Origin of the sequence: Mangrovimonas xylaniphaga (genome assembly GCF_001280435.1) — a bacterium.
Lineage (GTDB): Bacteria > Bacteroidota > Bacteroidia > Flavobacteriales > Flavobacteriaceae > Mangrovimonas_A > Mangrovimonas_A xylaniphaga.
The window spans coordinates 83,465-108,033 of the sequence record NZ_LBIP01000021.1 but is presented as its reverse complement, the minus strand read 5'-3'; the positions used below and the strand labels follow the sequence as shown (position 1 = coordinate 108,033).

General features: G+C 37.4%; 22 protein-coding genes and 1 riboswitch. Of the genes, 11 read left to right on the top strand and 11 right to left on the bottom strand.

All coding sequences use genetic code 11. From position 1 onward, the window contains the following. Positions 1–3 precede the first annotated feature (3 nt). On the bottom strand, positions 4–1,839 hold the full coding sequence (locus ZA06_RS15160) for a TonB-dependent receptor plug domain-containing protein (protein WP_053978344.1): 1,836 nt from the start codon (positions 1,837–1,839) through the stop codon (positions 4–6). A 32-nt stretch (positions 1,840–1,871) separates the two neighbouring features. After that, a riboswitch (cobalamin riboswitch) is annotated at positions 1,872–2,095 on the bottom strand. 72 nt (positions 2,096–2,167) lie between these two features. Between ZA06_RS15160 and ZA06_RS15155 the strand changes: the two genes are divergently transcribed. The 5 genes from ZA06_RS15155 to ZA06_RS15135 all read left to right on the top strand — a co-directional run bounded on the left by ZA06_RS15155 (position 2,168) and on the right by ZA06_RS15135 (position 8,468). Beyond that, complete coding sequence (locus ZA06_RS15155; RefSeq protein WP_053978396.1) at positions 2,168–3,310, top strand: ABC transporter substrate-binding protein; 1,143 nt, start codon at positions 2,168–2,170, stop codon at positions 3,308–3,310. 31 nt (positions 3,311–3,341) lie between these two features. Continuing rightward, positions 3,342–4,334, top strand: a complete 993-nt coding sequence (locus ZA06_RS15150) for a FecCD family ABC transporter permease (protein ID WP_240472317.1) — start codon at positions 3,342–3,344, stop codon at positions 4,332–4,334. 13 nt (positions 4,335–4,347) lie between these two features. Beyond that, positions 4,348–5,142: an ABC transporter ATP-binding protein gene (locus tag ZA06_RS15145; protein ID WP_053978342.1), complete on the top strand. Its 795-nt coding sequence runs from the start codon at positions 4,348–4,350 to the stop codon at positions 5,140–5,142. A 130-nt stretch (positions 5,143–5,272) separates the two neighbouring features. Further along, the gene (locus ZA06_RS15140) at positions 5,273–7,000 is read left to right on the top strand and encodes a tetratricopeptide repeat protein (protein ID WP_053978341.1); all 1,728 of its coding nucleotides are present in this window, start codon (positions 5,273–5,275) and stop codon (positions 6,998–7,000) included. Positions 7,001–7,079: 79 nt separating this feature from the next. Then, on the top strand, positions 7,080–8,468 hold the full coding sequence (locus ZA06_RS15135; RefSeq protein WP_053978340.1) for a DNA recombination protein RmuC: 1,389 nt from the start codon (positions 7,080–7,082) through the stop codon (positions 8,466–8,468). Between the two features lie 93 nt (positions 8,469–8,561). On the opposite strand, the gene ZA06_RS15130 is transcribed toward ZA06_RS15135, so the two are convergent. The 3 genes from ZA06_RS15130 to rpmH form a co-directional block, all read right to left on the bottom strand. After that, complete coding sequence (locus ZA06_RS15130) at positions 8,562–8,951, bottom strand: T9SS type A sorting domain-containing protein (protein ID WP_082332049.1); 390 nt, start codon at positions 8,949–8,951, stop codon at positions 8,562–8,564. A gap of 76 nt (positions 8,952–9,027) precedes the next feature. Next, complete coding sequence (gene carB, locus ZA06_RS15125; RefSeq protein WP_053978338.1) at positions 9,028–11,880, bottom strand: carbamoyl-phosphate synthase large subunit; 2,853 nt, start codon at positions 11,878–11,880, stop codon at positions 9,028–9,030. A 103-nt stretch (positions 11,881–11,983) separates the two neighbouring features. Beyond that, positions 11,984–12,145: a 50S ribosomal protein L34 gene (rpmH, locus tag ZA06_RS16820; protein WP_076663569.1), complete on the bottom strand. Its 162-nt coding sequence runs from the start codon at positions 12,143–12,145 to the stop codon at positions 11,984–11,986. A 166-nt stretch (positions 12,146–12,311) separates the two neighbouring features. On the opposite strand from rpmH, the gene ZA06_RS15120 reads away from it, so the two are divergent. Both ZA06_RS15120 and ZA06_RS15115 read left to right on the top strand, forming a co-directional pair. After that, complete coding sequence (locus ZA06_RS15120; RefSeq protein WP_053978337.1) at positions 12,312–12,875, top strand: hypothetical protein; 564 nt, start codon at positions 12,312–12,314, stop codon at positions 12,873–12,875. 181 nt (positions 12,876–13,056) lie between these two features. Beyond that, positions 13,057–13,737, top strand: a complete 681-nt coding sequence (locus ZA06_RS15115; RefSeq protein ID WP_053978336.1) for a hypothetical protein — start codon at positions 13,057–13,059, stop codon at positions 13,735–13,737. Positions 13,738–13,745: 8 nt separating this feature from the next. On the opposite strand, the gene cls is transcribed toward ZA06_RS15115, so the two are convergent. Genes cls through ZA06_RS15100 form a run of 3 tightly spaced genes read right to left on the bottom strand, consistent with a single transcriptional unit; the run spans position 13,746 to position 16,855 of the window. After that, positions 13,746–15,206 carry a cardiolipin synthase gene (gene cls / locus ZA06_RS15110; protein WP_053978335.1) on the bottom strand — a complete coding sequence of 487 codons (1,461 nt, stop codon included), beginning with the start codon at positions 15,204–15,206 and terminating at the stop codon, positions 13,746–13,748. Further along, on the bottom strand, positions 15,203–16,144 hold the full coding sequence (locus tag ZA06_RS15105) for a lytic transglycosylase domain-containing protein (protein ID WP_053978334.1): 942 nt from the start codon (positions 16,142–16,144) through the stop codon (positions 15,203–15,205). The genes cls and ZA06_RS15105 overlap by 4 nt, the downstream gene beginning before the upstream one ends. Positions 16,145–16,192: 48 nt before the next feature. Further along, entirely contained in the window at positions 16,193–16,855 is a 663-nt protein-coding gene (locus ZA06_RS15100) for an alpha/beta hydrolase family protein (RefSeq protein WP_053978395.1), read from the bottom strand. Positions 16,856–17,058: 203 nt separating this feature from the next. Here ZA06_RS15100 and ZA06_RS15095 point away from each other — a divergent pair, with 203 nt between their 5' ends. Continuing rightward, positions 17,059–17,355, top strand: coding sequence for a GNAT family N-acetyltransferase (locus ZA06_RS15095; RefSeq protein ID WP_171971857.1), 297 nt, complete (start codon positions 17,059–17,061; stop codon positions 17,353–17,355). A gap of 56 nt (positions 17,356–17,411) precedes the next feature. Here ZA06_RS15095 and ZA06_RS15090 read toward each other — a convergent pair whose 3' ends face one another. Then, on the bottom strand, positions 17,412–17,933 hold the full coding sequence (locus tag ZA06_RS15090) for a hypothetical protein (RefSeq protein WP_157503290.1): 522 nt from the start codon (positions 17,931–17,933) through the stop codon (positions 17,412–17,414). Positions 17,934–18,035: 102 nt separating this feature from the next. After that, the gene (mtaB, locus tag ZA06_RS15085) at positions 18,036–19,361 is read right to left on the bottom strand and encodes a tRNA (N(6)-L-threonylcarbamoyladenosine(37)-C(2))-methylthiotransferase MtaB (protein ID WP_053978332.1); all 1,326 of its coding nucleotides are present in this window, start codon (positions 19,359–19,361) and stop codon (positions 18,036–18,038) included. Between the two features lie 321 nt (positions 19,362–19,682). Between mtaB and ZA06_RS15080 the strand changes: the two genes are divergently transcribed. Further along, complete coding sequence (locus ZA06_RS15080; RefSeq protein WP_053978331.1) at positions 19,683–21,275, top strand: ABC transporter substrate-binding protein; 1,593 nt, start codon at positions 19,683–19,685, stop codon at positions 21,273–21,275. Here the strand turns inward: ZA06_RS15080 and ZA06_RS15075 are convergent. Further along, positions 21,272–22,450, bottom strand: coding sequence for a GlmU family protein (locus ZA06_RS15075; RefSeq protein WP_053978330.1), 1,179 nt, complete (start codon positions 22,448–22,450; stop codon positions 21,272–21,274). The genes ZA06_RS15080 and ZA06_RS15075 overlap by 4 nt on opposite strands. 151 nt (positions 22,451–22,601) lie before the next feature. Next, entirely contained in the window at positions 22,602–22,853 is a 252-nt protein-coding gene (locus tag ZA06_RS15070) for a type B 50S ribosomal protein L31 (protein ID WP_053978329.1), read from the bottom strand. A gap of 159 nt (positions 22,854–23,012) precedes the next feature. Here ZA06_RS15070 and ZA06_RS15065 point away from each other — a divergent pair, with 159 nt between their 5' ends. After that, positions 23,013–23,543: a DUF4199 domain-containing protein gene (locus tag ZA06_RS15065; protein WP_053978328.1), complete on the top strand. Its 531-nt coding sequence runs from the start codon at positions 23,013–23,015 to the stop codon at positions 23,541–23,543. A 43-nt stretch (positions 23,544–23,586) separates the two neighbouring features. Then, positions 23,587–24,534, top strand: a complete 948-nt coding sequence (locus ZA06_RS15060; protein ID WP_053978327.1) for a glycosyltransferase family 2 protein — start codon at positions 23,587–23,589, stop codon at positions 24,532–24,534. Positions 24,535–24,569: the final 35 nt, after the last annotated feature.

Genomic DNA, 24,569 nt, shown 5'->3' with positions numbered 1-24,569 from the left:
GATTTAAAAATTAAAGTTTATGTATAAGTTATAGTTGATACCAGGCATGCAGCGATTGGCCACACTTTGGTAATTTTTGTTCATTATGTTTTTAACTTGTATTCCAACAACCCAGGATTGGGAGTTTCCAAATCCGTATTCCAACCCTGTATTATGTAACCAATAACTATCCACAACATACCTAGGATTGTTGTCAGAAAGTATAAACACCTCACCGGTAAATACAGATTGCAAGTAAGCACTTAGTGCCTTATATTGATAGCCTACTCCTCCAAATGCTTTATGGTATGGTACATAAGTCAACTGTTTTTTGGTTTCCTGATCTTCCGATTTTATATAGGAATAATTAGCATTGAATGAAAATTCATGATCCCTAATAACCCTTTGGTATTCCAATCTAGTCTCCAATCCATAAGCCTCTACATGGTCTGTATTGATAGGCTTCCAATTGGAACCATTAGGCAACCATCTGATCATATCGCTTATATCATTATAAAATCCAATGACTGAAAACGAACCATTTTTAAAGGAGATATTGTTCCCAATTTCGAATTGATAAGAAGTTTCAGGATTCAAATTAGGATTGGCACTTCCTGCCCAATACAAATCGTTATAAGTAGGGATTCTATAATTTTTGGAAGCGTTCAGATTAAGTGTGTATACCTTGTTGAACTCGTATTGAAGTCCCAAACTAAATAACAGGGGACTGTCGTAATTTTGAGTGATTTCCTTCCTTAAAGTAGCTTCATAAAAGAACTTTTTAATAGCCTGCTTCCACAATAAACTTCCGCCTGTAATGGTGCGCTCATTTTCATAAATGCTGGAGCCTTCTCCATTGGTATGAGTGACATCCAACACGCCTTGTAGATACGTTTCCTTGGCAATTCTATATCCCAACTGGTACTTTCCGATAAGGGATTTCGCTTCACCAAAAGTATAGGAATCCGAAGCTATATTTCCAAAATACTTAAACCGCTCTGTGATATAGGCCAGCTTTACATTAGACCTAAAACCTCCAAAGAACACATCCCATTCCAACATATTTCGGGTATTGAAATCTTTGTATTTCGTTGGAGTTTCTGAAGGACTCTGCAAAGAAAAATGTCTATCACCATCAAACACATAGCTATAAAACTTCAAAAAGCTTTTGTAACTCAATTTATAGCCTATGGTTGCAGAAAAACTAGTGTTGTAAAACTCTCCATTCAAGTTAGACTTTTCACTATCCACAAAGTCATAATTATTTTCAGAACTTGTTCTACTCAATGAGGCATTTACACTCATTCGGTCATTGGAATATCCAGAATGATAAGCCAAATCCAATGTTTCAAAGCTTCCATAACGAGCAAACAATCTATTGCTAAATCCTTCATTGAAATGCAGCACATTGTTCAAGTGAATAGAACCACCTATGGCACCACTCCCGTAAAGCACACTTCCTCCCCCACTTCGCACATCAATTTCATCAAAATTTCTAATGTTGATGGTATTAAAATCCGTCTGCCCGTTAAACTGAGAATTGATATTGATGCCATTCCAAACTACTGCCGTTTGCTGCGCCGTAGTTCCCCTAAATGCCGCGGAAGACACCATTCCCAGCCCATTTTCCTTGAAGTAAATGGAACTATTGAAATTTAAAGCATCGGATAAAGACGAAGCACTTCGCATTAAAACACTGTCCTTAAGGGTAGACACCGATTGTGTATTGGAAAATGTTTTCAAATAAGTATCGGTCTTTACTACTATTTCATCCAATTGTTGCAAAGAGTCCAATGACGTTTGTGTTTGGCCAGTGTAAACTGCCAAGAGAACCGCGATGTATGTAAAAACCTGTTTCATAGTGTTAAAACTTTTTTTCCCGAAAAGTTTTATATCTAGTTATGAAATTGGCAGGTCTCCTGACTCGCATTTTACTGTTTTACCTTCCCAGTTTTCACCAGTGGTTATGAAGTGAACAGTAACTCTTTTTCAAAAGAGATGCCCAATAAAAGTTGGACACTATGCTTACAGTTGCGGGAACAGCTCTGGACTTACACCAGATTCCCTTTTAATCCGTACAATTAAGTTTAACGGAACCAAAATTCTCTGCAAAAGTAAACAATTCCCCGAATGTTTTACTATAAAGCACAAATAATCCTATTTTTGACATGTGAAAAAATTGAAGCTTGTGAGACCTCTGTTTCTATTACTATTTTGTTTGGGCTTGTTTGGCTGTAAACAAGACAAACAAACCATTCCAACCCAAAAAATGGATGGAAGTCGCTCGCAATTCAAATATGCCAAAGGGTTTTCAATTGTTCACAACGAAAACTTCAAGGTACTCACTATTACAGATCCTTGGCCTAATGCCAGTAAGCAATACAGATATGCCTTAGTGCATAGAAATCTCCTGCCAAGTATCACCTTTGATGCTAATTTGTTCGATGCCATTATCCCGATTCCTATAGAGCGTATGGTAGTAACTTCTACTACGCATATTCCTGCTTTGGAATTATTGGAAGAGGAAACTTCTCTTATTGGGTTTCCCGGTACGGAATATATTTCTTCCCCTAAAACTCGAAAACTTATTGATGAAGGCAACATTAGGGAACTTGGAAAAAACGAAAACCTGAACACCGAAATTTTATTGGAACTACAGCCAGATGTGGTGATTGGTTTTGGTATTGACGGTAACAACAAAACATTTGAAACCATTAAAAAAGCGGGTATTCCTGTTATTTACAATGGCGATTGGGTTGAAAGTTCTCCTTTGGCCAAAGCCGAATGGATCAAATTTTTCGGAGTGCTCTACAACAAATCAAAAGCAGCCGACTCTATCTTCAATCAAATAGAATCAGACTACTTGAAGGCAAAAGAACTTGCAGCCAACGTTAAGGAACAACCTAGCGTTTTAAGCGGTGCCATGTATAAGGATGTTTGGTATTTACCTAGCGGAACGAGTCCAGAAGCCCAATTGCTGAATGATGCCAATGTTGATTATTTATGGAAAGACACTCAAACTAGTGGAAGCCTGGCCCTAAGTTTTGAATCGGTATTTTCAAAAGGAAAATCAGCCGATATTTGGTTGAGCCCTTCCTATTACAACTCCATGGAAGCCTTAAAGGGAGCCAATCCACATTACACCGAATTTGATGCTTATATCAATAAAAAAGTATACTCATTCGTGAACACAACAGGACCAACTGGAGGTGTTACTTATTACGAATTGGGTACAGCAAGACCCGACCTTGTTTTAAAAGATCTCGTAAAAATTTGCCACCCAGAGTTGCTAGAAGACTATCAACCTCATTTTTTTAAACCTCTTGAATAACACTTCTAGTTCATATAAACTTCCGTTTACAATTTTGGTTCTATTATTAGCCATATGTTTTGTGGTAAACATTACTTTGGGATCGGTTTCAATTCCCTTAAAGGAGATTTTCAATAGCCTTTTTGGAAACATCGAAAATCAATCTTGGCAATACATTATTCTCAATTTTAGATTACCCAAAGCCATCACAGCTATATTGGTGGGATCTGGTTTGGGTATCTCAGGCTTGTTGATGCAAACCCTGTTTAGAAACCCTTTGGCAGGTCCATTCGTACTGGGAATAAGTTCTGGAGCAAGCTTGGGAGTTGCCCTTGTTATATTGGGAGCTGGGACTTTCGGGGGCTTTCTCTCGACGTTTTTAATTTCTAAATGGAGTGTTGTTATTGCTGCAAGTTTAGGAAGTTTATTGGTGCTTTTAGCGGTATTGGCCATGTCCGTAAAAGTACGGGATACCATGGCCATTTTAATTATAGGATTGATGTTTGGAAGCATTACCGCAGCAGTTGTAAGCGTGCTTTCCTATTTTAGTTCTGCAGAGAAATTACAACAGTATGTCTTTTGGGGTTTTGGTAGTTTAGGAAATCTTTCTTGGAATGAACTCCTAGTATTTTTCTGTATTTATGCTTTGGGTCTGCTATTAAGTGTTACCTCTATAAAAGCTTTAAACACGCTGTTATTGGGAGAAAACTATGCCAAAAGCTTAGGACTAAACATCAAACAAAGTAGATTGGTCATTATTTTTGCCACAAGTCTTTTGGCGGGTACCATTACAGCTTTCGCAGGCCCTATCGCTTTTATAGGACTGGCAATTCCACATATGGTACGTCAAGTTTTCAATACTTCGAACCATAAAATATTATTGCCTGCCGTATTTTTGCTGGGAGCTATTATCATGCTTATCTGCGATAGTATTGCACAATTGCCGCATAGTGATTTTTCCCTTCCAATTAATGCCATCACTTCTTTAATTGGGGCGCCTGTGGTAATTTGGCTCTTGGTGAGAAAACGAAAAATGATGTTCTAATTTAATACAATAAGTGGCCTTAGATACGCAACATATCATTCTTTCTACAGACAACCTCTCCATTGGATATAGTTCCAAAAAGACCCAGCATGTTGTGAGATCAGGAATCAATTTGGAATTGAAGAAAGGCCAACTTATTGGTCTGGTGGGCGCCAATGGAATTGGGAAATCCACTTTATTAAGAACACTCACCAAGGTTCAGAAACCCTTATCTGGGCAAATTCTGCTTAATGGAAAAAATCTATCTCATTATACGCCTGTAGATTTGGCCAAAACCCTAAGTTTGGTACTCACCGAGAAAATTGCTTCCAAGAACCTTTCAGTTTTTGAACTGGTAGCATTGGGTAGACATCCCTATACCGATTGGATTGGGAACTTGAATGAAACTGATATTGCCATCATCAATAAAAGTCTCTCTCAAATTAATATAGCAGACCTTAAAGATAAAAAGTGTTTTGAACTGAGCGATGGCCAATTTCAAAAAGCCATGATTGCCAGAGCCCTTTCCCAAGACACCGATTTAATCATTCTGGATGAGCCCACTACCCATTTGGACATGTACCACAAAGCCTATATCCTGAAATTATTGCAGAGATTGGTAAAAGAAACCCAAAAGACCATTCTGTTTTCTTCTCATGAAATCGACCTTGCCATTCAGCTTTGTGACTCCATGATTGTCATGACCAATTCTGAGGTTACATTGGACGCTCCAAAAAACTTAATTTCGAAAGGAATCTTTAACGAACTGTTCCCAAAAGATTTAATCACCTTCGATCTTGAAAGCGGAAGTTTTAGGGTGAAGAAATAAAAATCTTTCATTATTCTTATAATTTCATTACATTTAGAAAACTATAAACCAACGTTTTAAATCTGCCTTATTAATTTTCATCTACTTGTTTGGGTAAATTCTTTGCATCTAATTTTTATCCTCAATAGTCATGAAAACTAAATTAATTTTGTTGGTGTTTTCTTCCCTAGCCCTTATTATTACCTTTTTCTATTTCAACAACACCGAAGAAACATACAACTACCCTGACCGAGTTGGCCTTAACGCCATAAGTTGTACCCCTGCCAATTTTATGCTGGAAGATGTCGATTTCAGTAAACCTATTTCTCCGCTTTTTGAAAATTTAGGGGACCATACCTATACCGTAAGTACCAAAAACGACTTGGCCCAAAAGTTCTTCAATCAAGGATTGCGTCTTACCTATGGTTTTAATCATGCTGAAGCCCATCGTTCGTTCTTGGAAGCCTCCCGTCTAGATCCCAATTTAGCAATGGCTTATTGGGGACAGGCATATGTTTTAGGCCCCAACATCAATGACCCCGCTCCAGATGATGACAGAAAAACCAAAGCCAATGAGGCTATTGCAAAAGCCGTTGAACTTTCTGGAAACAGCACCCAAAAAGAACAAGATTTAATCAACGCTTTAAATCACCGTTACACTACGGATCTCTCTACAGAGGTTGAGGATTTAAATATCGCCTATATGGATGCCATGTCCAAAGTGTCCAAAACCTACCCAAATGATGCGGATATACAAACACTGTATGCCGCATCGGTAATGAATACAACTCCTTGGAATTATTGGGATAAATCCGGAAAACCTTCGGCCAATATTCCTGAAGCAAAGGCCGCTTTGGAAAAAGCCATCCAACTAGACCCTGACAACCCTGGAGCCCATCATTATTACATCCATATGGTTGAATTGCCAAATCCTGATTTAGCTGTTCCCAGCGCAGAAAAACTAGGGTCCCTAATGCCTTCTGCTGGACATATTGTACACATGCCATCTCATATTTACATTAGGGTTGGACGTTATAAAGATGCTGTAACCACAAACCAAAAAGCAATTTTAGCAGATGAAGACTATATTTCCCAATGCTACGCCCAAGGAATGTACCCCTTAGGATATTACCCCCATAACATTCACTTTTTATGGTCGGCTTCAAGTTTATTGGGTGCAAGTGAAATTGCCATTGATGCCGCAAAAAAAACAGCAGAAAAAGTCCCGGTTGGCGAAATGAAAGACCTTCAATTTCTACAGAATTTTGCTTCCACACCACTATTGGCCTACACTAGATTTGGCAAATGGAATGATATCTTAACGACTCCAAAACCAAATGACAACATCAAACACTTATCCCTTATATGGCATTATTCCCGGGGCATTGCCTTCATTAAAAAACATAACATTGAAGAAGCCCAAGAAGAATTGGACGCTATTTCCTTATTGATCAAAGATCCAGAAATGGAAACCAATCTCGCTACCGGATTTGACTCTGGGACTACCATAGCAAAACTAGCCTACGAGGTAGTTGCAGGCGAATTGGAAGCTGAAAAAGGGGACATGGATAAAGCCATCTCTCATTTAGAAAAGGCTGTGGAAATGGAAGATAATTTGGTTTACAACGAACCTTCCGAATGGCATATCCCGCCACGCCAAAATCTAGGTGCCGTTTTAATGAAAGCTAAAAAATATAAAGAAGCTGAAAAGGTTTACAAAAAAGACCTCGAAATTCTACGTCAAAATGGCTGGTCATTAATGGGACTGCACCAAAGCCTATTAGCCCAAGGAAAAATTGAAGAAGCTCAAACCATTTTAAATGAATTCAACCAAGCTTGGAGCGAGGCCGATATAAGAATAACCACATCTGTATTGTAAGTTTGAGATCAAGATTTCTTTAAGGAGGAAATACAATCTTCCAAGTAAAAATTTATCTTTGGACAAACTTCAATTTTAAATGAACGACAATCTAACTCTCATTCTAGCCATTGCGGGATCGGCTGGAATTGGCACTTATGTTGGCATGACCTTTACCAAATTGAAAAGTAAAGGAGAAAAAAGCACCCTAGAAGAGCGCAATGCCAACCTTGTTCAGCAATTACAGGATATCAAATTATTATCAGAAACTGAGCTCCAAAAACAATCGGAGCAATTTAGTGTACAACTGAATGAACTAAAAACCACCGTTTCTAAAATAGAAGAAGAGCGTGAAGACATTCGTCGTGAAAAGGAATTCCTGAATACGGAATTGGCTAGAAGAAATTCGGAATACGAAAATCTTCAGGGACTCAACCTTAAGCGAGAAGAAGAACTTGAAGAACGCCAACAACAACTCCGCAAAGATTTTGAACTGTTGGCCACTAAAATATTGGATGAAAAATCCGAAAAGTTCACCATTCAGAATAAGGAAAACATCAAGAATATCTTGAATCCACTACAAGAAAAAATACATCTTTTTGAAAAGAAAGTTGAGGACACCCAAAAGGAAAGTATCAGTATGCACTCTGCCCTTAAAGAGCAGTTGTTAGGATTAAAAGATCTTAATCAACAAATGACAAAAGAGGCTACCAACCTTACAAAAGCCCTGAAAGGGGACAGTAAAATGCAAGGAAATTGGGGGGAATTGGTTTTGGAACGCGTTCTAGAAAAGTCTGGTTTGGAAAAGGATCGAGAGTATTTTGTTCAGCAAAATTTCACAAGAGAAGATGGCACCAGAGTACTTCCGGATGTGGTATTGCATTTACCGGACAATAAACGCATGATTATTGACAGCAAGGTATCTTTAACAGATTATGAGCGTTTTGTAAATGCCGATGAGGAACACCGTCCGCAATTCTTAAAAGCCCACGTAAATTCTATCAGACGCCACGTAGATCAGCTTTCTGAGAAGAACTATCATGACTTGTACGACATGGAATCACCAGACTTTGTACTTCTGTTTATTCCTATTGAACCCGCTTTTGCCGTGGCCATCAACGACGATAATTCCCTTTATAACAAAGCCTTTGAAAAAAATATTGTCATTGTAACACCTTCTACCCTGTTGGCCACATTACGAACCATTGACACCATGTGGAACAATGAGAAACAACAACAAAACGCTATTGAAATTGCAAGGCAGGCTGGAGCACTTTATGATAAGTTTGAAGGTTTGGTAAAAGACCTTACCGGAGTTGGGAAAAAATTAGACGATGCCAAGAAAGACTATTCTTCGGCCATGAATAAATTGGTGGATGGACGAGGCAATTTAATTACCAGCGTTGAAAAATTGAAAAAATTGGGAGCCAAAGCAAAAAAAGCACTTCCTGAAGCTATTATTAAGAGAGCCATTTCGGATGATGAATAGAAGTTTTGATTTTTAATTAGGTCTCCGTTTCCAAAATATCATAACAAAAAAGCCACCTTTTAGGTGGCTTTTTACTTGGACTAAAATAGTCCTTTATTGTTTTACAAACCTTCTGGTCTGTTTGAAATTGTCTGTTGAAACCTTTACAAGGTACACACCACTATTCCATTTTGAAACATCAATTGAAGCGGTCAACGAATTCAATTCTTGACTGTACACTTTTTTTCCCAACACATCAAAAATACTCACTTGGGCGTTTTGCAAGCCCTTTGGCAAGCGAATATTCAATTTTGTAGATGCAGGATTCGGGGAAATCGTGAACTCCAAATTGTCATCCTGCAGCGCATTTAAAACTAGCATACTTTCAGATGTAAACTCATCTGACACAGCTACTTCAAAATTGCTTGCATTATGTGCTTCAACACGATAAAACGTTAGTAGTGTGAGACATAATATTTTAAAACCTAGTAATTTTATTCTCATAATCTCATCCTATGTTCATACTAAATTACTAATTTTTTGAATACACCTACTTACCTTTCATCGAAAAAATGGTGAATTATTTACTCAAGTACATTTTTCTTCTTGAATATAGATTGTAGAATTCATCATCCTTCAAGCTATCGATAAACAAGATGCTTTCTCCTGTACTCTTCATTTCTGGTCCCAATTTTTTATTCACCTTAGGGAATTTGTTGAAAGAGAATACCGGTTGTTTGATGGCATATCCTTCCAATTGTGGATTGAAATCAAAATCAGTTACCTTTTTCTCACCCAACATTACTTTGGTTGCAAAGTTTACATATGGTTCACCATAAGCCTTTGCAATAAATGGTACCGTACGCGATGCTCTTGGGTTCGCTTCAATGATGTATACCGTATCATCCTTAATCGCAAATTGAATGTTGATCAATCCAACTGTATTCAAGGCCAAAGCAATCTTCTTGGTATGATCCTTAATTTGTTGCATTACAAATTCACCAAGGTTAAACGGCGGCAAGGTAGCATTACTGTCTCCTGAGTGAATTCCACAAGGCTCAATATGCTCCATGATACCAATGATGTATACATTTTCACCGTCACAAATGGCATCTGCTTCAGCTTCGATTGCACCATCTAGATAATGATCCAACAACAGTTTGTTGTCTGGCATGGTACGTAATAAATCTACCACATGCTCTTCCAACTCATTTCTGTTGATTACAATCTTCATCCCTTGTCCTCCAAGTACGTAAGAAGGTCTTACCAAGATTGGGAAATCCAACACATCTGAAATAGCAAGTGCTTCGTCAGCTGTTGTGGCCACATCAAATTGTGGATAAGGAATGTTATTTTCTTTTAACAAGGTTGAGAAACTACCTCTGTCTTCAGCCAAATCCAAAGATTTAAAGCTTGTCCCAATAATTTTGATACCGTAACGGTCTAATTTCTCTGCCAACTTCAAGGCCGTCTGACCTCCTAACTGTACAATTACACCTTCTGGTTTTTCATGTTGAATGATATCATAGATATGCTCCCAGAATACTGGTTCAAAATATAATTTGTCTGCAATATCGAAATCTGTTGAAACCGTTTCAGGGTTACAGTTGATCATGATGGTTTCATACCCACACTCGGCACTTGCCAAAACACCATGCACACAACAGTAATCAAACTCAATTCCTTGTCCAATTCTGTTTGGTCCAGATCCTAAAACAATTACCTTCTTCTTATCTGAAACAACACTTTCATTTTCTGAATATACATTTCCGTCAGTAGTTTCTACACTATTCTCAAAAGTTGAGTAGTAGTAAGGTGTTTGCGCTTTAAACTCTGCCGCACAAGTATCTACTAACTTGTAAACACGCTTGATATTCAATTCTTCTCTACGAGCATGAACTTCACTTTCCAAACACTTCAACATATGGGCTATTTGACGGTCTCCATATCCTTTTTGCTTGGCTTCAAGAAGCAAATCTCTTTCAATAGTATCAATCGTGTAGTTTGAGATTTCTTTTTCTAGGTGATATAATTCTTCATACTGCTTTAAGAACCACATGTCGATCTTGGTAATCTCATGTATTCTGCTCAATGGTATTCCTAATTGAATAGCATCGTAAATTACAAATACACGGTCCCAACTAGCATGTGTAAGCTTGTCGATAATTTGGTCATAGTTTTTATAACCCTTTCCATCTGCTCCCAGTCCATTTCTCTTGATTTCCAATGATTGGGTCGCTTTATGAAGTGCTTCTTGGAATGAACGTCCAATGGCCATTACCTCTCCTACAGCTTTCATCTGTAACCCCAAGGTACGGTCGCTTCCTTCAAATTTGTCGAAGTTCCAACGAGGTATCTTAACAACCACATAATCCAATGTTGGCTCAAACAATGCCGAAGTTGATTTTGTAATTTGGTTGCTCAATTCATCCAAGGTATAACCAATTGCCAACTTAGAAGCTACTTTAGCAATAGGATATCCAGTTGCCTTACTAGCCAAAGCCGAAGAGCGAGATACACGAGGGTTAATTTCAATTGCAATAATGTCCTCTTTCTCATCTGGACTTACTGCAAACTGCACATTACATCCTCCTGCGAAGTCTCCAATACTTCTCATCATGTGGATGGCCATATCCCTCATACGTTGGAATGCCGTATCTGATAATGTCATGGCTGGTGCAACTGTGATGGAATCTCCTGTATGGATTCCCATAGGATCCATATTTTCAATGGTACAGATAATAACAACATTGTCATTTTTATCTCGCAACAACTCCAACTCGTACTCTTTCCAACCTAATAGAGCTTTATCAATCATCACCTCATGAATAGGTGAAATTTCAAGTCCGCGGCTTAACAACTCATCAAAATCTGCTTCATCATATACAATAGCTGCTCCTGCTCCACCTAATGTAAACGACGAGCGAATACATAATGGAAAGCCAAATTCTTGCGCTATTTCTTTTCCTTTTAAAAATGAAGTTGCAGTAGCTTGAGGCGCCATTGGCACACCAATTTTAGCCATTAAGTCTCTAAACTGCTCTCTATCTTCTGTGATATTGATGGCGTCGATATCCACACCAATCAATTCCACATTGTATTCTTCCCAAATTCCTTTTTCATCGGCCTCAATACATAAGTTCAAAGCGGTTTGCCCTCCCATGGTTGGCAAAACGGCATCGATTTGAGGGTGCTCTTCCAAAATCTTTATGATTGATTTTGTAGTTAACGGCAATAGGTACACGTGATCCGCCATTGTAGGATCCGTCATAATGGTTGCCGGGTTCGAATTGATCAAAATCGTTTCTATTCCATCTTCTCTTAGAGATCTAAGCGCCTGCGTCCCAGAGTAATCAAATTCACATGCTTGACCAATCACGATTGGTCCCGACCCTATGATAAGTACAGAATTAATGTTTTTATTTTTTGGCATTTTTATGAGAGAATATATTTATTTACAAAAATAGTTATCAAAATGATATAAAAAAAGGCGTTGCACCTAAGCAACACCTTAATATATTAACAATTGTCAATCATTATTTCTTATGTCTTGGCTCAGAAGATACAGACAATTTTTTTCTTCCTTTAGCTCTTCTACGAGCAAGTACCTTTCTGCCATTAGCAGAAGCCATTCTTTCTCTGAAACCGTGTTTGTTTCTTCTCTTTCTTTTTGACGGTTGAAACGTTCTTTTACTCATTGTCTTATATCTTTAAAATCTTCTTTGCTTATTACTGTAACTAAGTTTTATAGCCGTTCTAAAAACTGCGTGCAAATATACAAAGACTTTTTACTTTGGCAAACCAAAAGTGAAAAATATTTTCAATAGTTTTTATTAACTTTGCAAACTTAAATTTAATTAGGTAATGTACAATAAAAATATCAAACTACTCATAGCTGCTTCAATATTTGGCTATGCCATCTATCAATTTACCGAAGGTTACATAGGAAACGGCATCATGTTGATCCTTCTTTCTCTAGTATTTGTGTTCTTTTACTTTAAGAACGAATTCATACTTTTGGCCTTCCTTAAATTAAGAAAGCAAGACTTTGAGGGTGCTAAAAATTGGCTCAATAAAATAAAGAACCCATCTAGCGCCTTGGTAAAAAAGCAAGAAGGCTACTACAATTACCTTCACGGCATCATGGTTTCCCAAACCAATATGAACGAAGCCGAGAAATATTTCAAAAAAGCGGTGAGCCTTGGATTAGCCATGGACCATGATATGGCAATGGCGAAACTAAATTTGGCTGGTATTGCGTTTAGCAAACGCAGAGCACAGGAAGCCAAAATACTTTTAGGTGAAGCTCAAAAATTGGACAAACGCGGTATGTTGACCGAGCAAATAAAAATGATGAAGGACAGCATGAAAAAAGCACAAATGCCAAACCAACATTACGGTTCTATGCGACACGGCAGAAGACGTTAAGCCTTTAAGCCAAACCTTATAAATGTAAAAAAGCACTGTAATTACAGTGCTTTTTTTGTTCTTAATAGTTTCTAAATAGCTAATTAACAATATGTTTAAACGAATAACTTTTGGTTTTATTGTATGGTTTTGTAACTTTAGGTAACAGCTCAATAATTAAATATTGTTGCATATGGTTAGAATGTTTACAATATTATTGCTTGCCTCTTCTTTATTAACCTACGCCCAGGATGATAAAGTCTACTTCAACGATGCCCTTTCCCAACATTTGAAACCCTATATAAAACAGAGCGATTTGGCCTTTGAAAACAAAGATTATGAATTGGCCGAAACTCTTTTCGATTCCCTTCTACAAAACCATTTATTGAATACTTACATACCAAATTTAAGCCTTCCCAAACTTTCGGGAGGGGTTTTGGAAACTGACGAAATAGAGAATCCGTTTTTGCTAATTACCAAAACCACTTGGGATTTCCCCAATGAAAAAGAAATTGAAGCCATTAACACCATCGCGCATGCCTATCGCAACCAAGTAGAAATAATCGTATTGTATTGGGGACCTCGCAAAAAAGTAAAAGACGTTACAGGCAACTACAACAAAAATGTAACACTCGCCTACATTGATGAAACAGAAAACCTATCCAACTCCATCATCAAAACCTACAAGCATTCCTTCGGTGCTCCCGCTTGCTTTTTTGTGTCCAGCACAAAACAATTAATGGCTTTGGATAAAAAATTCTCTTTGTTTTCTTTTGATCTAGATCAGTCCAAAGAAGCCTATGTCATGGCAGAAAACCATATTAAGGAGCTAATTTTCCTATTTGAAGAATTCAAAAAAAGTCTCCTTACAGACAGACAATAAAAAAACTATTATAACAAAGGTGACCATAGCCTACAATAAGCCTCCTTCGCCCTTTGATGAAACGGCCGAGTCTTCCATCTCTCAAAATCAACCCGCTCGGCATCCTTTAAATCTTCCATAAATTGATTCTCCAACTGCCTGCTCAACTCTTTATTATAAATAAGTGCATTAATTTCAAAATTAATATTGAAACTTCTGTAGTCCATATTAGAAGTTCCTATGGAAGAAAACACACCGTCCACAGTAATAGTTTTAGCGTGAATGATCCCTTTGGTATAGCGATACACTTTTACATCGGCCTCCATCAAAGTTTCCAAATAGGAATTACTAGCGTATTTAGCCGTCCATGAATCGGATATTTTAGGAATCAACAGCCTTACATCTACCCCGCTTTTGGCCGCTACCTGCAAAGCGGTTATAATTTGTTCATTGGGAATAAAATAAGGTGTAGTAATATAGACATACTCATCAGCCGTATTGATGGCTGTAAAAATTGCCTCCATGATATTGGCCCAATCGGTATCTGGACCACTGGCCGCAATTTGTACGGCAACTTCTCCATTGGTAGCCACAGCTTCTGGAAACAAGTTCTTGGAAACCTTAAAGGTTTGGCCTGAAACAAATTCCCAATTGGTCAAAAAATGCACCTGAAGAGGCTTTACAGATTCTCCCGTTAATTTAATATGAGTATCCCTCCAAAAATGTTTGTTTTCTTTTCGGTTGTTCAAGTAATTATCTGCTACATTAATTCCTCCTAGATACCCAACCTTTCCATCGATAATGGCAATTTTCCGATGGTCTCTATAGTTCATTTTACTGGTAAATTTCTTAAAAAGTACTGGCATAAAAGGATAAAACTCAACTCCGCTTTCTCTCAACTTCTTTCGGGTGACGCGAGATAATTTACTTCCAACGGAATCAAAACTAAACCTAACGGACAATCCTTTATTGGCCTTTTCACAAAGAATATCAATGATTTCAGAACCAATATCATCATCATTAAAAATGTAGTACTCCAAGTGAATATGGTCTTCGGCAGCTTTTAAATCCTTCAACAAATAATCAAACGTCACATCTCCATTAATAAGAAGTTCAACATCATTTTTTAAGGTCAGTGGCGAGTTTTCACTCTTTTTCAAGAGATTCACCAATTTGATTTTATCACCCAAAAAATGATCTAATTTAATCCTCTGCCCAAAATCCAATTCAAAATCCCGTTCTAAGGATTTAATGATATTTTGATTGAGAATATGCTTTCTGTTGAAGATTTTGTTCTTGCGGTACTCCTGACCAAAAAAGTAATAAACAATCAATCCTAAAAAAGGAAAAAAAACCAAGGTCAAAATATATGAGATGGTTTTGGTTGGATTGATATTTTTGGACAAAATTGTGGCTGCCGCAGAGGCAGCCAACAGGTAGTTTAGAACTAAGATTATTGTCCAAAAATTGTCCTTTACAATTTCTATCATTCAGGTTTTGACGTCTTGTAATAGCCTTCCTTAGGGATTTCTATAAAATATTCCTTTCTTGACTTATTGTTTAAAAATGGTTCCCTAAGCCAAGGATTGTGAATTTTTAAAATTTTGTAATTGATTCCAAAATCCTTAGCGAATTTTGAAAAGTCGGTTACGGCTGTGTCCACTTTTACCTTATACGTGGGCACTTCGGTATACAAATCACTTTCCTTGAAGTTGAAACCATACTGGCTTGGGTGGTTTAAAATCTCCTTAAGCGCCACGATTCTAAACAAATAACGTCCTGTTTCCTCTCCTAACAATAAATCGTAATAGTCATTAACCCCCTGTTCTTCCAACCTTTTGGCAACACCGTTAACACCTGCGTTATATGAAGCAGCAGCCAAAGTCCAAGAGCCAAACTGCTCCTTAGCATTCAAAAGGTATTTGCATGCAACTTCGGTAGCCATTTCCAAATGATATCTTTCATCCACATTGTCATTAACCTCCAGTCCATTTTCACGACCTGTAGCTTGCATAATTTGCCAGACCCCTCTTGCGCCAGCTGGCGATACAGCATTGGTCAATCCACTTTCAATAACTGCCAAATATTTAAAATCGTCCGGAACACCATTCTTCTTTAGAATAGGCTCTATAATTGGAAAATATTTATGGGCACGTTTAAACAATAACAAGCCATTAGACTGCCAATAGGTATTTACCAACAACTCCCTGTCCATACGTTCATAAATATCTGGATTTTCCAAAGGCACCAATTCCCCAGCAAAATTTAGATTTTCAGGCACACTCAAAGCATATACGTTGTAATCTTTGGTATACCTCGAAGGTTCTGTTAAAAGTTTATCTGAAGTTGATGTTTGTGTTGCGAAAATAAATAGCCCCGACACACAAATTAAACCAAAACCTGCTAAAATATTTCTCAAAGTCCTCATAATCCTGTTTTTATATAAATTTAAAAAATTTCCTTCACTCTTTATTTGTTAGCCCAAAATTAGTTTGGGCAAATGCTCATTGAACCAACGGTACCTGTTAACGATCATTATATGGGTTCCTCCTTTTACAACAATACAGTTACCATTGCATGAATGTGGAAAAATCCCATCCTTATCTCCATGAATGTAAATAGCATTAGGATGTGCTTCCTTTTGCTCCCATGAAATCACTTGCTTAATGGCCCAATCCCAATAACGCTTATCCGTAACCGAAAGATACTTTTTGTACAACTCTACCCTTTTGGCCATGGTTTTGCCAACTGTATATTTACTTAAGGCTTCCACATGACTCACCAATTGCGTTGGCAAAAATTTATAGGCATTTGTAAACTTTGCCAACTTCATCCTTTTTGGCAGCTCATGTTTACTCTTAACGCTAGAAACTACAATTATTTTCCTTACGGGAATAAATTTACTCATCTCCTGCACCAAAATCCCTCCAAAGGACACTCCCAATAACACCACATTGGTATGTTTTATTTTGGCCACCATACGCTGCGCATAATGCGACAAACTTTCATTATCCTCTGGCAACATCCATTCCAACCAATGGATTTGAAACTGCTCCTTTGGTAATTTAATATTTTCAAAAATTGTTGAATTTGCTGCCATGCCTGGCATCATGTATACGTGTATAATCTCCTCGTTCATTCCTTGTAATTCCAATCTCAAGAGTTCAACAATAAAACCTAGTTACACACCAAAAAAACCCTCAAAAAACCTAAAGTTTTATCTCCTAAACACTTAACCTTAACAGGGCTTTAATATATGCAATAAATTTTGTAAATTTGCACTGCAAAACTACAGAAATGTTTTTTGTTTCCCCACTGACCCTTTAAAATAAATAATTAACTATGATTGATGCAGCTGAATTAATTGACAACGATTTTTTACGTCAATATGAACTAAAAATCGACAACGAACTTGCTAAGATTGAGTATTCGCTTCAAGACCGTAAAATTTTCTTGACCAAGCTTATCATTCCGGAAACGGTAGAATCTGATGAGTTTGCCGAGGACTTTTTAAAATTGGTTTTTGCGGATATCCAAGATCGAAACATTAGCGTAGTTCCAACTAGTCCAGAAATTGCGAAATTCATAAGAAGACACAGACAATACAAAAAAATGCTACCGGTAGGTATCAGGATATAACAAAAAAACCGAAGTCTTATTACAAGGCTTCGGTTTTTTGTTTGTGCTTTTCTTTATTACTGTTTGGTATACACTTTAGTTAAATCTTTTGTTGCTACTACTTCAGTAAGCTCTGTATTGTATATTTCTATCGCATTTCCATAAATTATAGTCAGCTCTCCTCCATTCAATGTGGCAACTGTATTTTCTCCCATTTGAACAGTTCCATTGGCCCTATCATATGCATAATCCATAGCAAAACCAATAATCCCTTCGGCACATTCTACTTGAACCACATAAGCGTTGGCCCCTCCTCCATTCACTTCTGAAAACATTACCATTGGATTGAATGTATCTTCGGATGAGACTATGCCATGTACATCGAAACTTAAAGTTTCCTTATTTGAACAGGTAGTTTCCTTTAAAAGATTAACGTTTGCTAGACCATCATTATTTAAGTCCATAGGCACTTCTGCTGACCAAGAGGTCAATTTCCACTTTCCTACTAAAGCATTTTTGGAAGAACTGTCTTCAGAACAAGCCACAGACAACTGTAGTATACAAATTAGGGAAATTACGGCACCAAATTGTTTCATCAAATTACAAGCAATTTTAAAATTTTTAAAAATACCGCTGAAAAAATTCCCAAGATTAAAAAATTGGATAAACTGTGAGAAAAACAGATAAAATGAAGATTCTCCTTAAACAACTAAAGCCTTAACAAACTCAAACCTTACAATACCGTCTTCTCCAATCTCCGTAAGGTTCACTTTATGCAGTGTATTGACCAATTCAGGGTTCCAAGGCGCTTTCACCTTAACATAATTATCGGTGAAGCCATGAATATAGCCTTCCTTATTTTCTCCTTCAAACAATACAGTTCTAGTAGCCCCAATCTGACTCTCATAAAAAGCTCTTCTCTTTTTAACAGATAGGCCTCTTAACATTTTACTACGTTTTCCCCTAACATTTCTAGAAACTACACCATCCATCAAAGCCGCTTCCGTATTGTCACGCTCAGAATAGGTAAAAACATGCAGATAGGAAACATCCAATTCATTCAAGAAATTGTAGGTCTCCAAAAAGTGTTCGTCAGTTTCCCCTGGAAAACCAACTATCACATCAACACCAATACAGGCGTGTGGCATCACTTCTTTTATCTTATTAACTCTGTCCACATACAACTCGCGCATATAGCGACGCTTCATCTTTTTCAAAATGTCGTTGCTTCCACTTTGCAAAGGCACATGGAAATGAGGTACAAAGGCTCTGGATTTTGAGACCAACTCAATGGTTTCATTTTTAAGAAGATTGGGCTCTATAGAAGAAATACGCAAACGCTCAATCCCCTCCACCTGGTCCAATTGGGTTACCAAGTCCAGAAATGTATGTTCGTGACGTTTATTTCCAAACTCCCCTTTGCCATAATCCCCAATATTCACACCTGTCAAGACAATCTCCTTGATGTCCTTTTCAGAAATTTCCCGTGCATTTTTTAGTACATTTTCCATGGTATCACTTCTGGAAATACCTCGAGCCAACGGAATGGTACAATAGGTACATTTATAATCGCATCCATCCTGCACTTTCAAAAATGCTCTGGTTCTATCCCCAATGGAATAACTTCCTACATAAAAATCGGCTTCTTCTATTTCACAGGAATGTACTTCTCCAAAATCGTTTTTGGTAAGATCGTTTAAATAGTCGGTGATTTTAAACTTTTCGGTGGCACCCAAGACCAAATCTACGCCTTCCACGTCAGCAAGTTCTTGAGGTTTCAATTGTGCGTAACACCCAACAGCCGCCACAAAAGCTTCTGGATTGACTTTTTGAGCTTGCTTTACAATGCTTTTAAATCGCTTGTCGGCATTTTCCGTCACCGAACAGGTATTGATAACGTAGATATCTGCTTTCTCAGAAAAATCAACGCGATCAAATCCTTCATCGGAAAAACTTCTAGCAATAGTAGACGTTTCCGAGAAATTAAGTTTGCATCCTAATGTGTAAAAAGCGACTTTTTTATTCATCTTCCTAAACTCTTGAAAAGGAGTGCAAAAATACAAAAAAAGAGCGCTTTATCTAATTAAGCGCTCTCTTTTTTAATCTACTGACATTGAAACTCCTATTTCAAAAAACTCATTAAATTCCGAACCAACAAAGCCCCTTTACAAACATGAACTTAACTCACATAAAAGGGACTATTTATTTAATCTTTGAAAATTTTAGATGAAAATTAAAAAAGTATATTCAATATACAGTCCAAACTAAAACCCTTTGTAATTTTTTTTCATATTTTTATTTTTTAAGATTTCACACAATACCAAATCAGCATTATCATTCATTACCAAATGAAATTCCCTTCTATTTTTTACTTATTCCTTTTTACCTTATTATTTAATTGCCAGAAAAAAGAGAGCAACAACAACTCTGTTTTCCGCTATAACGAAAGTAATATTATAGGTTCCTTAGACCCTGCATTTTCCCGAAATGTTGGAGAAACCTGGTTAGCCAATCAACTTTTTAATGGTCTTGTGCAAACAGATGACAGTTTGAACATCCTTCCATGTATTGCCAAAAATTGGATTATTTCAGAAGATGGCTTGACCTACACTTTCAATGTAAGAAACGACATCTACTTTCATAAAAGCCCTCTCTTTGGAAAAGACTCAACCAGAATCGTTACGGCCGAAGATTTTGTGTATAGCTTCAATAGACTTAGAGATAAATCTATTGCTTCACCAGGAAGTTGGGTTTTGAACAAAGTCAACGACTTTAAAGCGATTAGTGACACTATTTTCGAAATCCAACTCAATACCAGATTTCCTGCCTTTTTAGGTCTTATGACCATGAAATACTGTTCAGTAGTCCCTCATGAAGTCGTAGATCATTATGGTAACGAGTTCAGGTCTCACCCAATTGGCACAGGACCATTTTCATTTAAACGATGGGAGGAAAATATCAAACTGGTTTTAAGGCGTAACAACGCTTATTTTGAATATGATGAAAATGGACAGCAATTACCCTATTTGGAAGCTGTTTCCATAACTTTTCTTCCAGACAAACAAAGTGAATTTTTACAATTCGCCCAAGGAAAACTTGATTTCCTGAACAGTCTTGACGCTTCTTACAAAGACGAAATACTAACAGCAAAAGGGGAATTAAGACCCAATTATGCAAAAGATGTCAATATGCTTCGAGGCCCTTATTTAAACACAGAATATTTAGGCTTTTATCTAGATGCAGACATTCCAGAAATACAATCTGAGACCTTAAGAAAAGCGGTTAATTATGGTTTCGACAGAACTAAAATGATGATTTATCTGCGAAATGATGTGGGCGTACCGGCCCATGGCGGCATGATTCCCAAAGGACTTCCCGGTTACAAAGCAGATATCGGTTTTTCCTATCAACCCGAAAAAGCCAAACAATTAGTAGAGCAGTTCAGAAAAGAGACCAACATCCAAAATCCGGAAATCACCATATCCACCACCAGCAACTATTTAAATTTTTGCGAATATATTCAAAGGGAATTAGGCAAGATTGGCATTTTGGTCAATGTGGATGTATTACCTTCCGCCACTTTAAGAGATGCAAGAAACAACGGAAAATTAGGCTTGTTTAGAGCTTCATGGGTAGCCGACTATCTGGATGCTGAAAATTATTTGAGTTTATTCTACAGCAAAACCTTATCTCCAAACGGTTCCAACTACACACACTTTAAAAGCACCGCTTTTGATAGCCTTTATAATGCTTCCTTTGCAATCAATGATATTGAAAAACGAAAAGCACTTTACACCCAAATGGACAGTTTGGTGATGCAACAAGCCCCCATTGTCCCTTTGTATTATGACGAAGTTATTAGGTTTACACAAAAAAACGTTTCGGGATTGGGTATTAATCCCGTAAACCAATTGGATTTAAGAACAGTGAAAAAGAATTAAAACGATTTTCTGTATTTCTGAGTCATCTCAAATATATGCTCCAAAATAGCAGCGTCTTGTTCCGTAAATTCAATATTACGTCTTGACATCACAACATTAGCCACCTCAAATGCTTTTTTGGTTACAAATGTTGTAAATCCTGAACTCCCTCCCCATGCAAAACTAGGAATGAAATTTCTTGGGTATCCACTACCAAAAACATTTGCACTCACCCCAACAACCGTTCCAGTGTTAAACATGGTATTGATACCAGACTTGCTATGATCCCCCATCATCAATCCACAAAACTGTAAGCCTGTTCTAGCAAAACCTTCAGTTTCATAGTTCCAAAGACGGACTTCGGCATAGTTATTTTTTAAATTGGAATTATTGGTATCGGCTCCAAGATTACACCATTCTCCTAACACCGAATTCCCTAAAAAGCCATCATGCCCCTTGTTGGAATAGGCAAATAGCACCGAATTATTGATTTCCCCTCCAACCTTACTATAAGGCCCAACCGTGGTAGGTCCATAAATTTTAGCACCCATTTTTACCGTAGCCCCTTCACATAAGGCAAACGGCCCACGAATGATAGAACCTTCCATAATCTCCGCATCCTTTCCAATATAAATTGGCCCGTTGGTAGCATTTAGGGTTACAAATTCTAATTTAGCGCCTTCTTCAATAAAAATTCTATTGGCGTGAATAGTATTGTTTGAAGATGGAATTGGCTGAGATTCCTTTCCTTTGGTCAACAATTCAAAATCTTCGGCAATAGCGTCCCCGTTTTTAGCAAAAATATCCCAAGTATGTTCTATTTTCAAGACGTCATCTTCAAACTCAATGGCTTCATACGTTTCAAAATCTACTTCTTCTTGAGTATCTGTGGTAAAAAATGCCAACACATCTTCACCCTTAAAAATGGCTTGGTTTTCTTTCAAGCTTTTCACCATCTCAACTAATTCCGCATTTGGCAGATAGGACGCATTGATCATGACATTCTCCTCCATTTCTACCATTGGAAATTTATCAGAAAGATATTCTTCTGTCAAAGTTGTGGTGGTGTACCCCAAAAATGTTTCCCATTTTTCACGAATGGTTAAAATACCAACCCGAATATCGGCCACCGGACGCGTATAGGTAAATGGCAACAAATTGTTGCGAAAAGGACCATCAAAAAGAATATAGTTCATTTGGAATGAGTTAAAGATTAATAAGGCGAAAGCGCAAAGATGTCATAGAGAATCCGCCCAATAGCCACCTCAAAAGTACCATATTTAGTCAAAACAAAAAAGCCTTTGGGACATTCCCAAAGGCTTTAAATGTATATAAAGACGCTTTAAATTACTTTTTGAATTTTGCGTATTTGTTTTTGAATTTATCAATACGTCCAGCGGTATCAACCAATTTGGATTTACCTGTATAAAATGGGTGAGACGTTCTTGAAATCTCTAACTTAATCAATGGATACTCAACCCCATCCACTTCTAAAGTTTCGTTAGTAACTGCCGTTGACTTTGTTAAAAATACGTCCTCGTTAGACATATCTTTAAATGCTACAAGTCTATAATTTTCTGGATGTATACCTTTTTTCATCGCTAAAGCTATTTTATCGTTTCATTTTTTCGAGCTGCAAATTTAAGCATTTTTTACTTATGTACAATGTTTTTTTAATTTTTATTGCAGTAAATTTATGTAACGATTTAGTATATTTGATTACTAACCCTAGTGTAAACTAAAAAAATCATCATTATAATGGAAAAATCTATTAAGGCCTCTGCCCTAAATTACGGACTTTACCTTGGCGCTACGCTTGTATTGGTAACCGTGCTTTCTTATGCTATTAACCTTGAACTTTTGACTAAATGGTGGCTAGGTATCATTTTATTTTTAGTTATTTTGGTTTTTGGAATTGTATCCACTGCAAGATCCAAAGGCTTGTTAAAAGGGTTTATCTCTTTTAAGGAAGCGTTCTCCTCCTATTTCATTACCATAGCTGTAGGCTTTGTAATTAGTACGCTTGTTAGTATTGTACTCTTTAATGTTATTGATCCGGAAGCTTCTGAAATCCTAAAGGAAAATGTTATGGAAAGCTCTCGCCAAATGATGGAAAATTTTGGAGCTCCACAATCTGAAATTGATAAAGCAATGCTGCAAATGGAAGGCGAAAATCAATTTGCAATGAGCAACCAATTAAAATCGGTAGCGTTTCAATTGGTATTCTATTCAATCATCGGGCTTATCGTAGCATTGGCCATGAAACGCAATGATCCTAACGCAGCTTAAATAATTTCTTTACTTTTGGACGTAGAATTTTGAATAACACTCCATGGATATATCAGTAGTTATACCACTACTTAACGAACAAGAGTCTTTAACAGAACTTCATGATTGGATTGCACGCGTTATGCAATCCAATCATTTTTCATATGAAATCCTTTTTATCGACGATGGTAGTACAGACCAGTCCTGGCAAACCATTGTTGGTCTCTCAAAAAAAGATCCTAATGTAAAAGGAATTCGTTTTTTGAAGAATTTTGGCAAATCCCAGGCACTACACGCCGGTTTTTCTAAGGCTGAAGGAAACGTGATCATCACCATGGATGCTGACCTGCAAGACAATCCTGAGGAAATCCCCGAACTCTACCAAATGATTGTTCAGGACGACTACGATATGGTATCTGGATGGAAAAAGAAACGCTACGATTCCGTCCTTACCAAAAACATGCCTTCCAAACTCTTTAACTGGGCGGCAAGAAAAACCTCGGGTGTCAGCTTAAATGATTTCAACTGTGGTTTGAAAGCCTACAACATAAATGTGGTAAAAAACATTGATGTAAAGGGTGAAATGCACCGTTACATTCCTGTTTTGGCAAAAAATGCCGGCTTTTTGAAAATTGGCGAAAAGGTGGTGCAGCACCAAGCAAGAAAATATGGCACCACCAAATTTGGCATGGACCGTTTTATTCACGGCTTTTTAGACTTAATAACCATTTGGTTCATTTCCCGATTTGCGCGACGCCCAATGCACCTTTTTGGCGCTCTAGGGGTTATCATGGTTACTATTGGATTTATCTTTGCACTTTATTTGGGTATCGACAAGCTCTTTATCCACCCACAAGGCAGATTGATTACCGAACGTCCTCAATTTTACATCTCCCTAACCACCATGATTATGGGAGCCCAATTTTTTGTAGCAGGTTTCTTGGGCGAAACCATCCTTCAAACTAAAGAAGATAAAAAACGCTATTTAATTAAAAGCGAACTCAACCTATAGAAAGAAAGCAATTTAACTTTCTTAAAACCATTTCA

Coding starts and splice junctions, on each gene's coding strand:
- carB (WP_053978338.1), bottom strand. CDS start 11,880: ATGCCAAAAAATAAAAACATTAATTCTGTACTTATCATAGGGTCGGGA.
- mtaB (WP_053978332.1), bottom strand. CDS start 19,361: ATGAATAAAAAAGTCGCTTTTTACACATTAGGATGCAAACTTAATTTC.
- cls (WP_053978335.1), bottom strand. CDS start 15,206: ATGATAGAAATTGTAAAGGACAATTTTTGGACAATAATCTTAGTTCTA.
- ZA06_RS15105 (WP_053978334.1), bottom strand. CDS start 16,144: ATGAGGACTTTGAGAAATATTTTAGCAGGTTTTGGTTTAATTTGTGTG.
- ZA06_RS15100 (WP_053978395.1), bottom strand. CDS start 16,855: ATGAACGAGGAGATTATACACGTATACATGATGCCAGGCATGGCAGCA.
- ZA06_RS15120 (WP_053978337.1), top strand. CDS start 12,312: ATGTACAATAAAAATATCAAACTACTCATAGCTGCTTCAATATTTGGC.
- ZA06_RS15140 (WP_053978341.1), top strand. CDS start 5,273: ATGAAAACTAAATTAATTTTGTTGGTGTTTTCTTCCCTAGCCCTTATT.
- ZA06_RS15135 (WP_053978340.1), top strand. CDS start 7,080: ATGAACGACAATCTAACTCTCATTCTAGCCATTGCGGGATCGGCTGGA.
- ZA06_RS15130 (WP_082332049.1), bottom strand. CDS start 8,951: ATGAGAATAAAATTACTAGGTTTTAAAATATTATGTCTCACACTACTA.
- ZA06_RS15065 (WP_053978328.1), top strand. CDS start 23,013: ATGGAAAAATCTATTAAGGCCTCTGCCCTAAATTACGGACTTTACCTT.
- ZA06_RS15080 (WP_053978331.1), top strand. CDS start 19,683: ATGAAATTCCCTTCTATTTTTTACTTATTCCTTTTTACCTTATTATTT.
- ZA06_RS15115 (WP_053978336.1), top strand. CDS start 13,057: ATGTTTACAATATTATTGCTTGCCTCTTCTTTATTAACCTACGCCCAG.
- ZA06_RS15095 (WP_171971857.1), top strand. CDS start 17,059: ATGATTGATGCAGCTGAATTAATTGACAACGATTTTTTACGTCAATAT.
- ZA06_RS15075 (WP_053978330.1), bottom strand. CDS start 22,450: ATGAACTATATTCTTTTTGATGGTCCTTTTCGCAACAATTTGTTGCCA.
- ZA06_RS15060 (WP_053978327.1), top strand. CDS start 23,587: ATGGATATATCAGTAGTTATACCACTACTTAACGAACAAGAGTCTTTA.
- rpmH (WP_076663569.1), bottom strand. CDS start 12,145: ATGAGTAAAAGAACGTTTCAACCGTCAAAAAGAAAGAGAAGAAACAAA.
- ZA06_RS15160 (WP_053978344.1), bottom strand. CDS start 1,839: ATGAAACAGGTTTTTACATACATCGCGGTTCTCTTGGCAGTTTACACT.
- ZA06_RS15070 (WP_053978329.1), bottom strand. CDS start 22,853: ATGAAAAAAGGTATACATCCAGAAAATTATAGACTTGTAGCATTTAAA.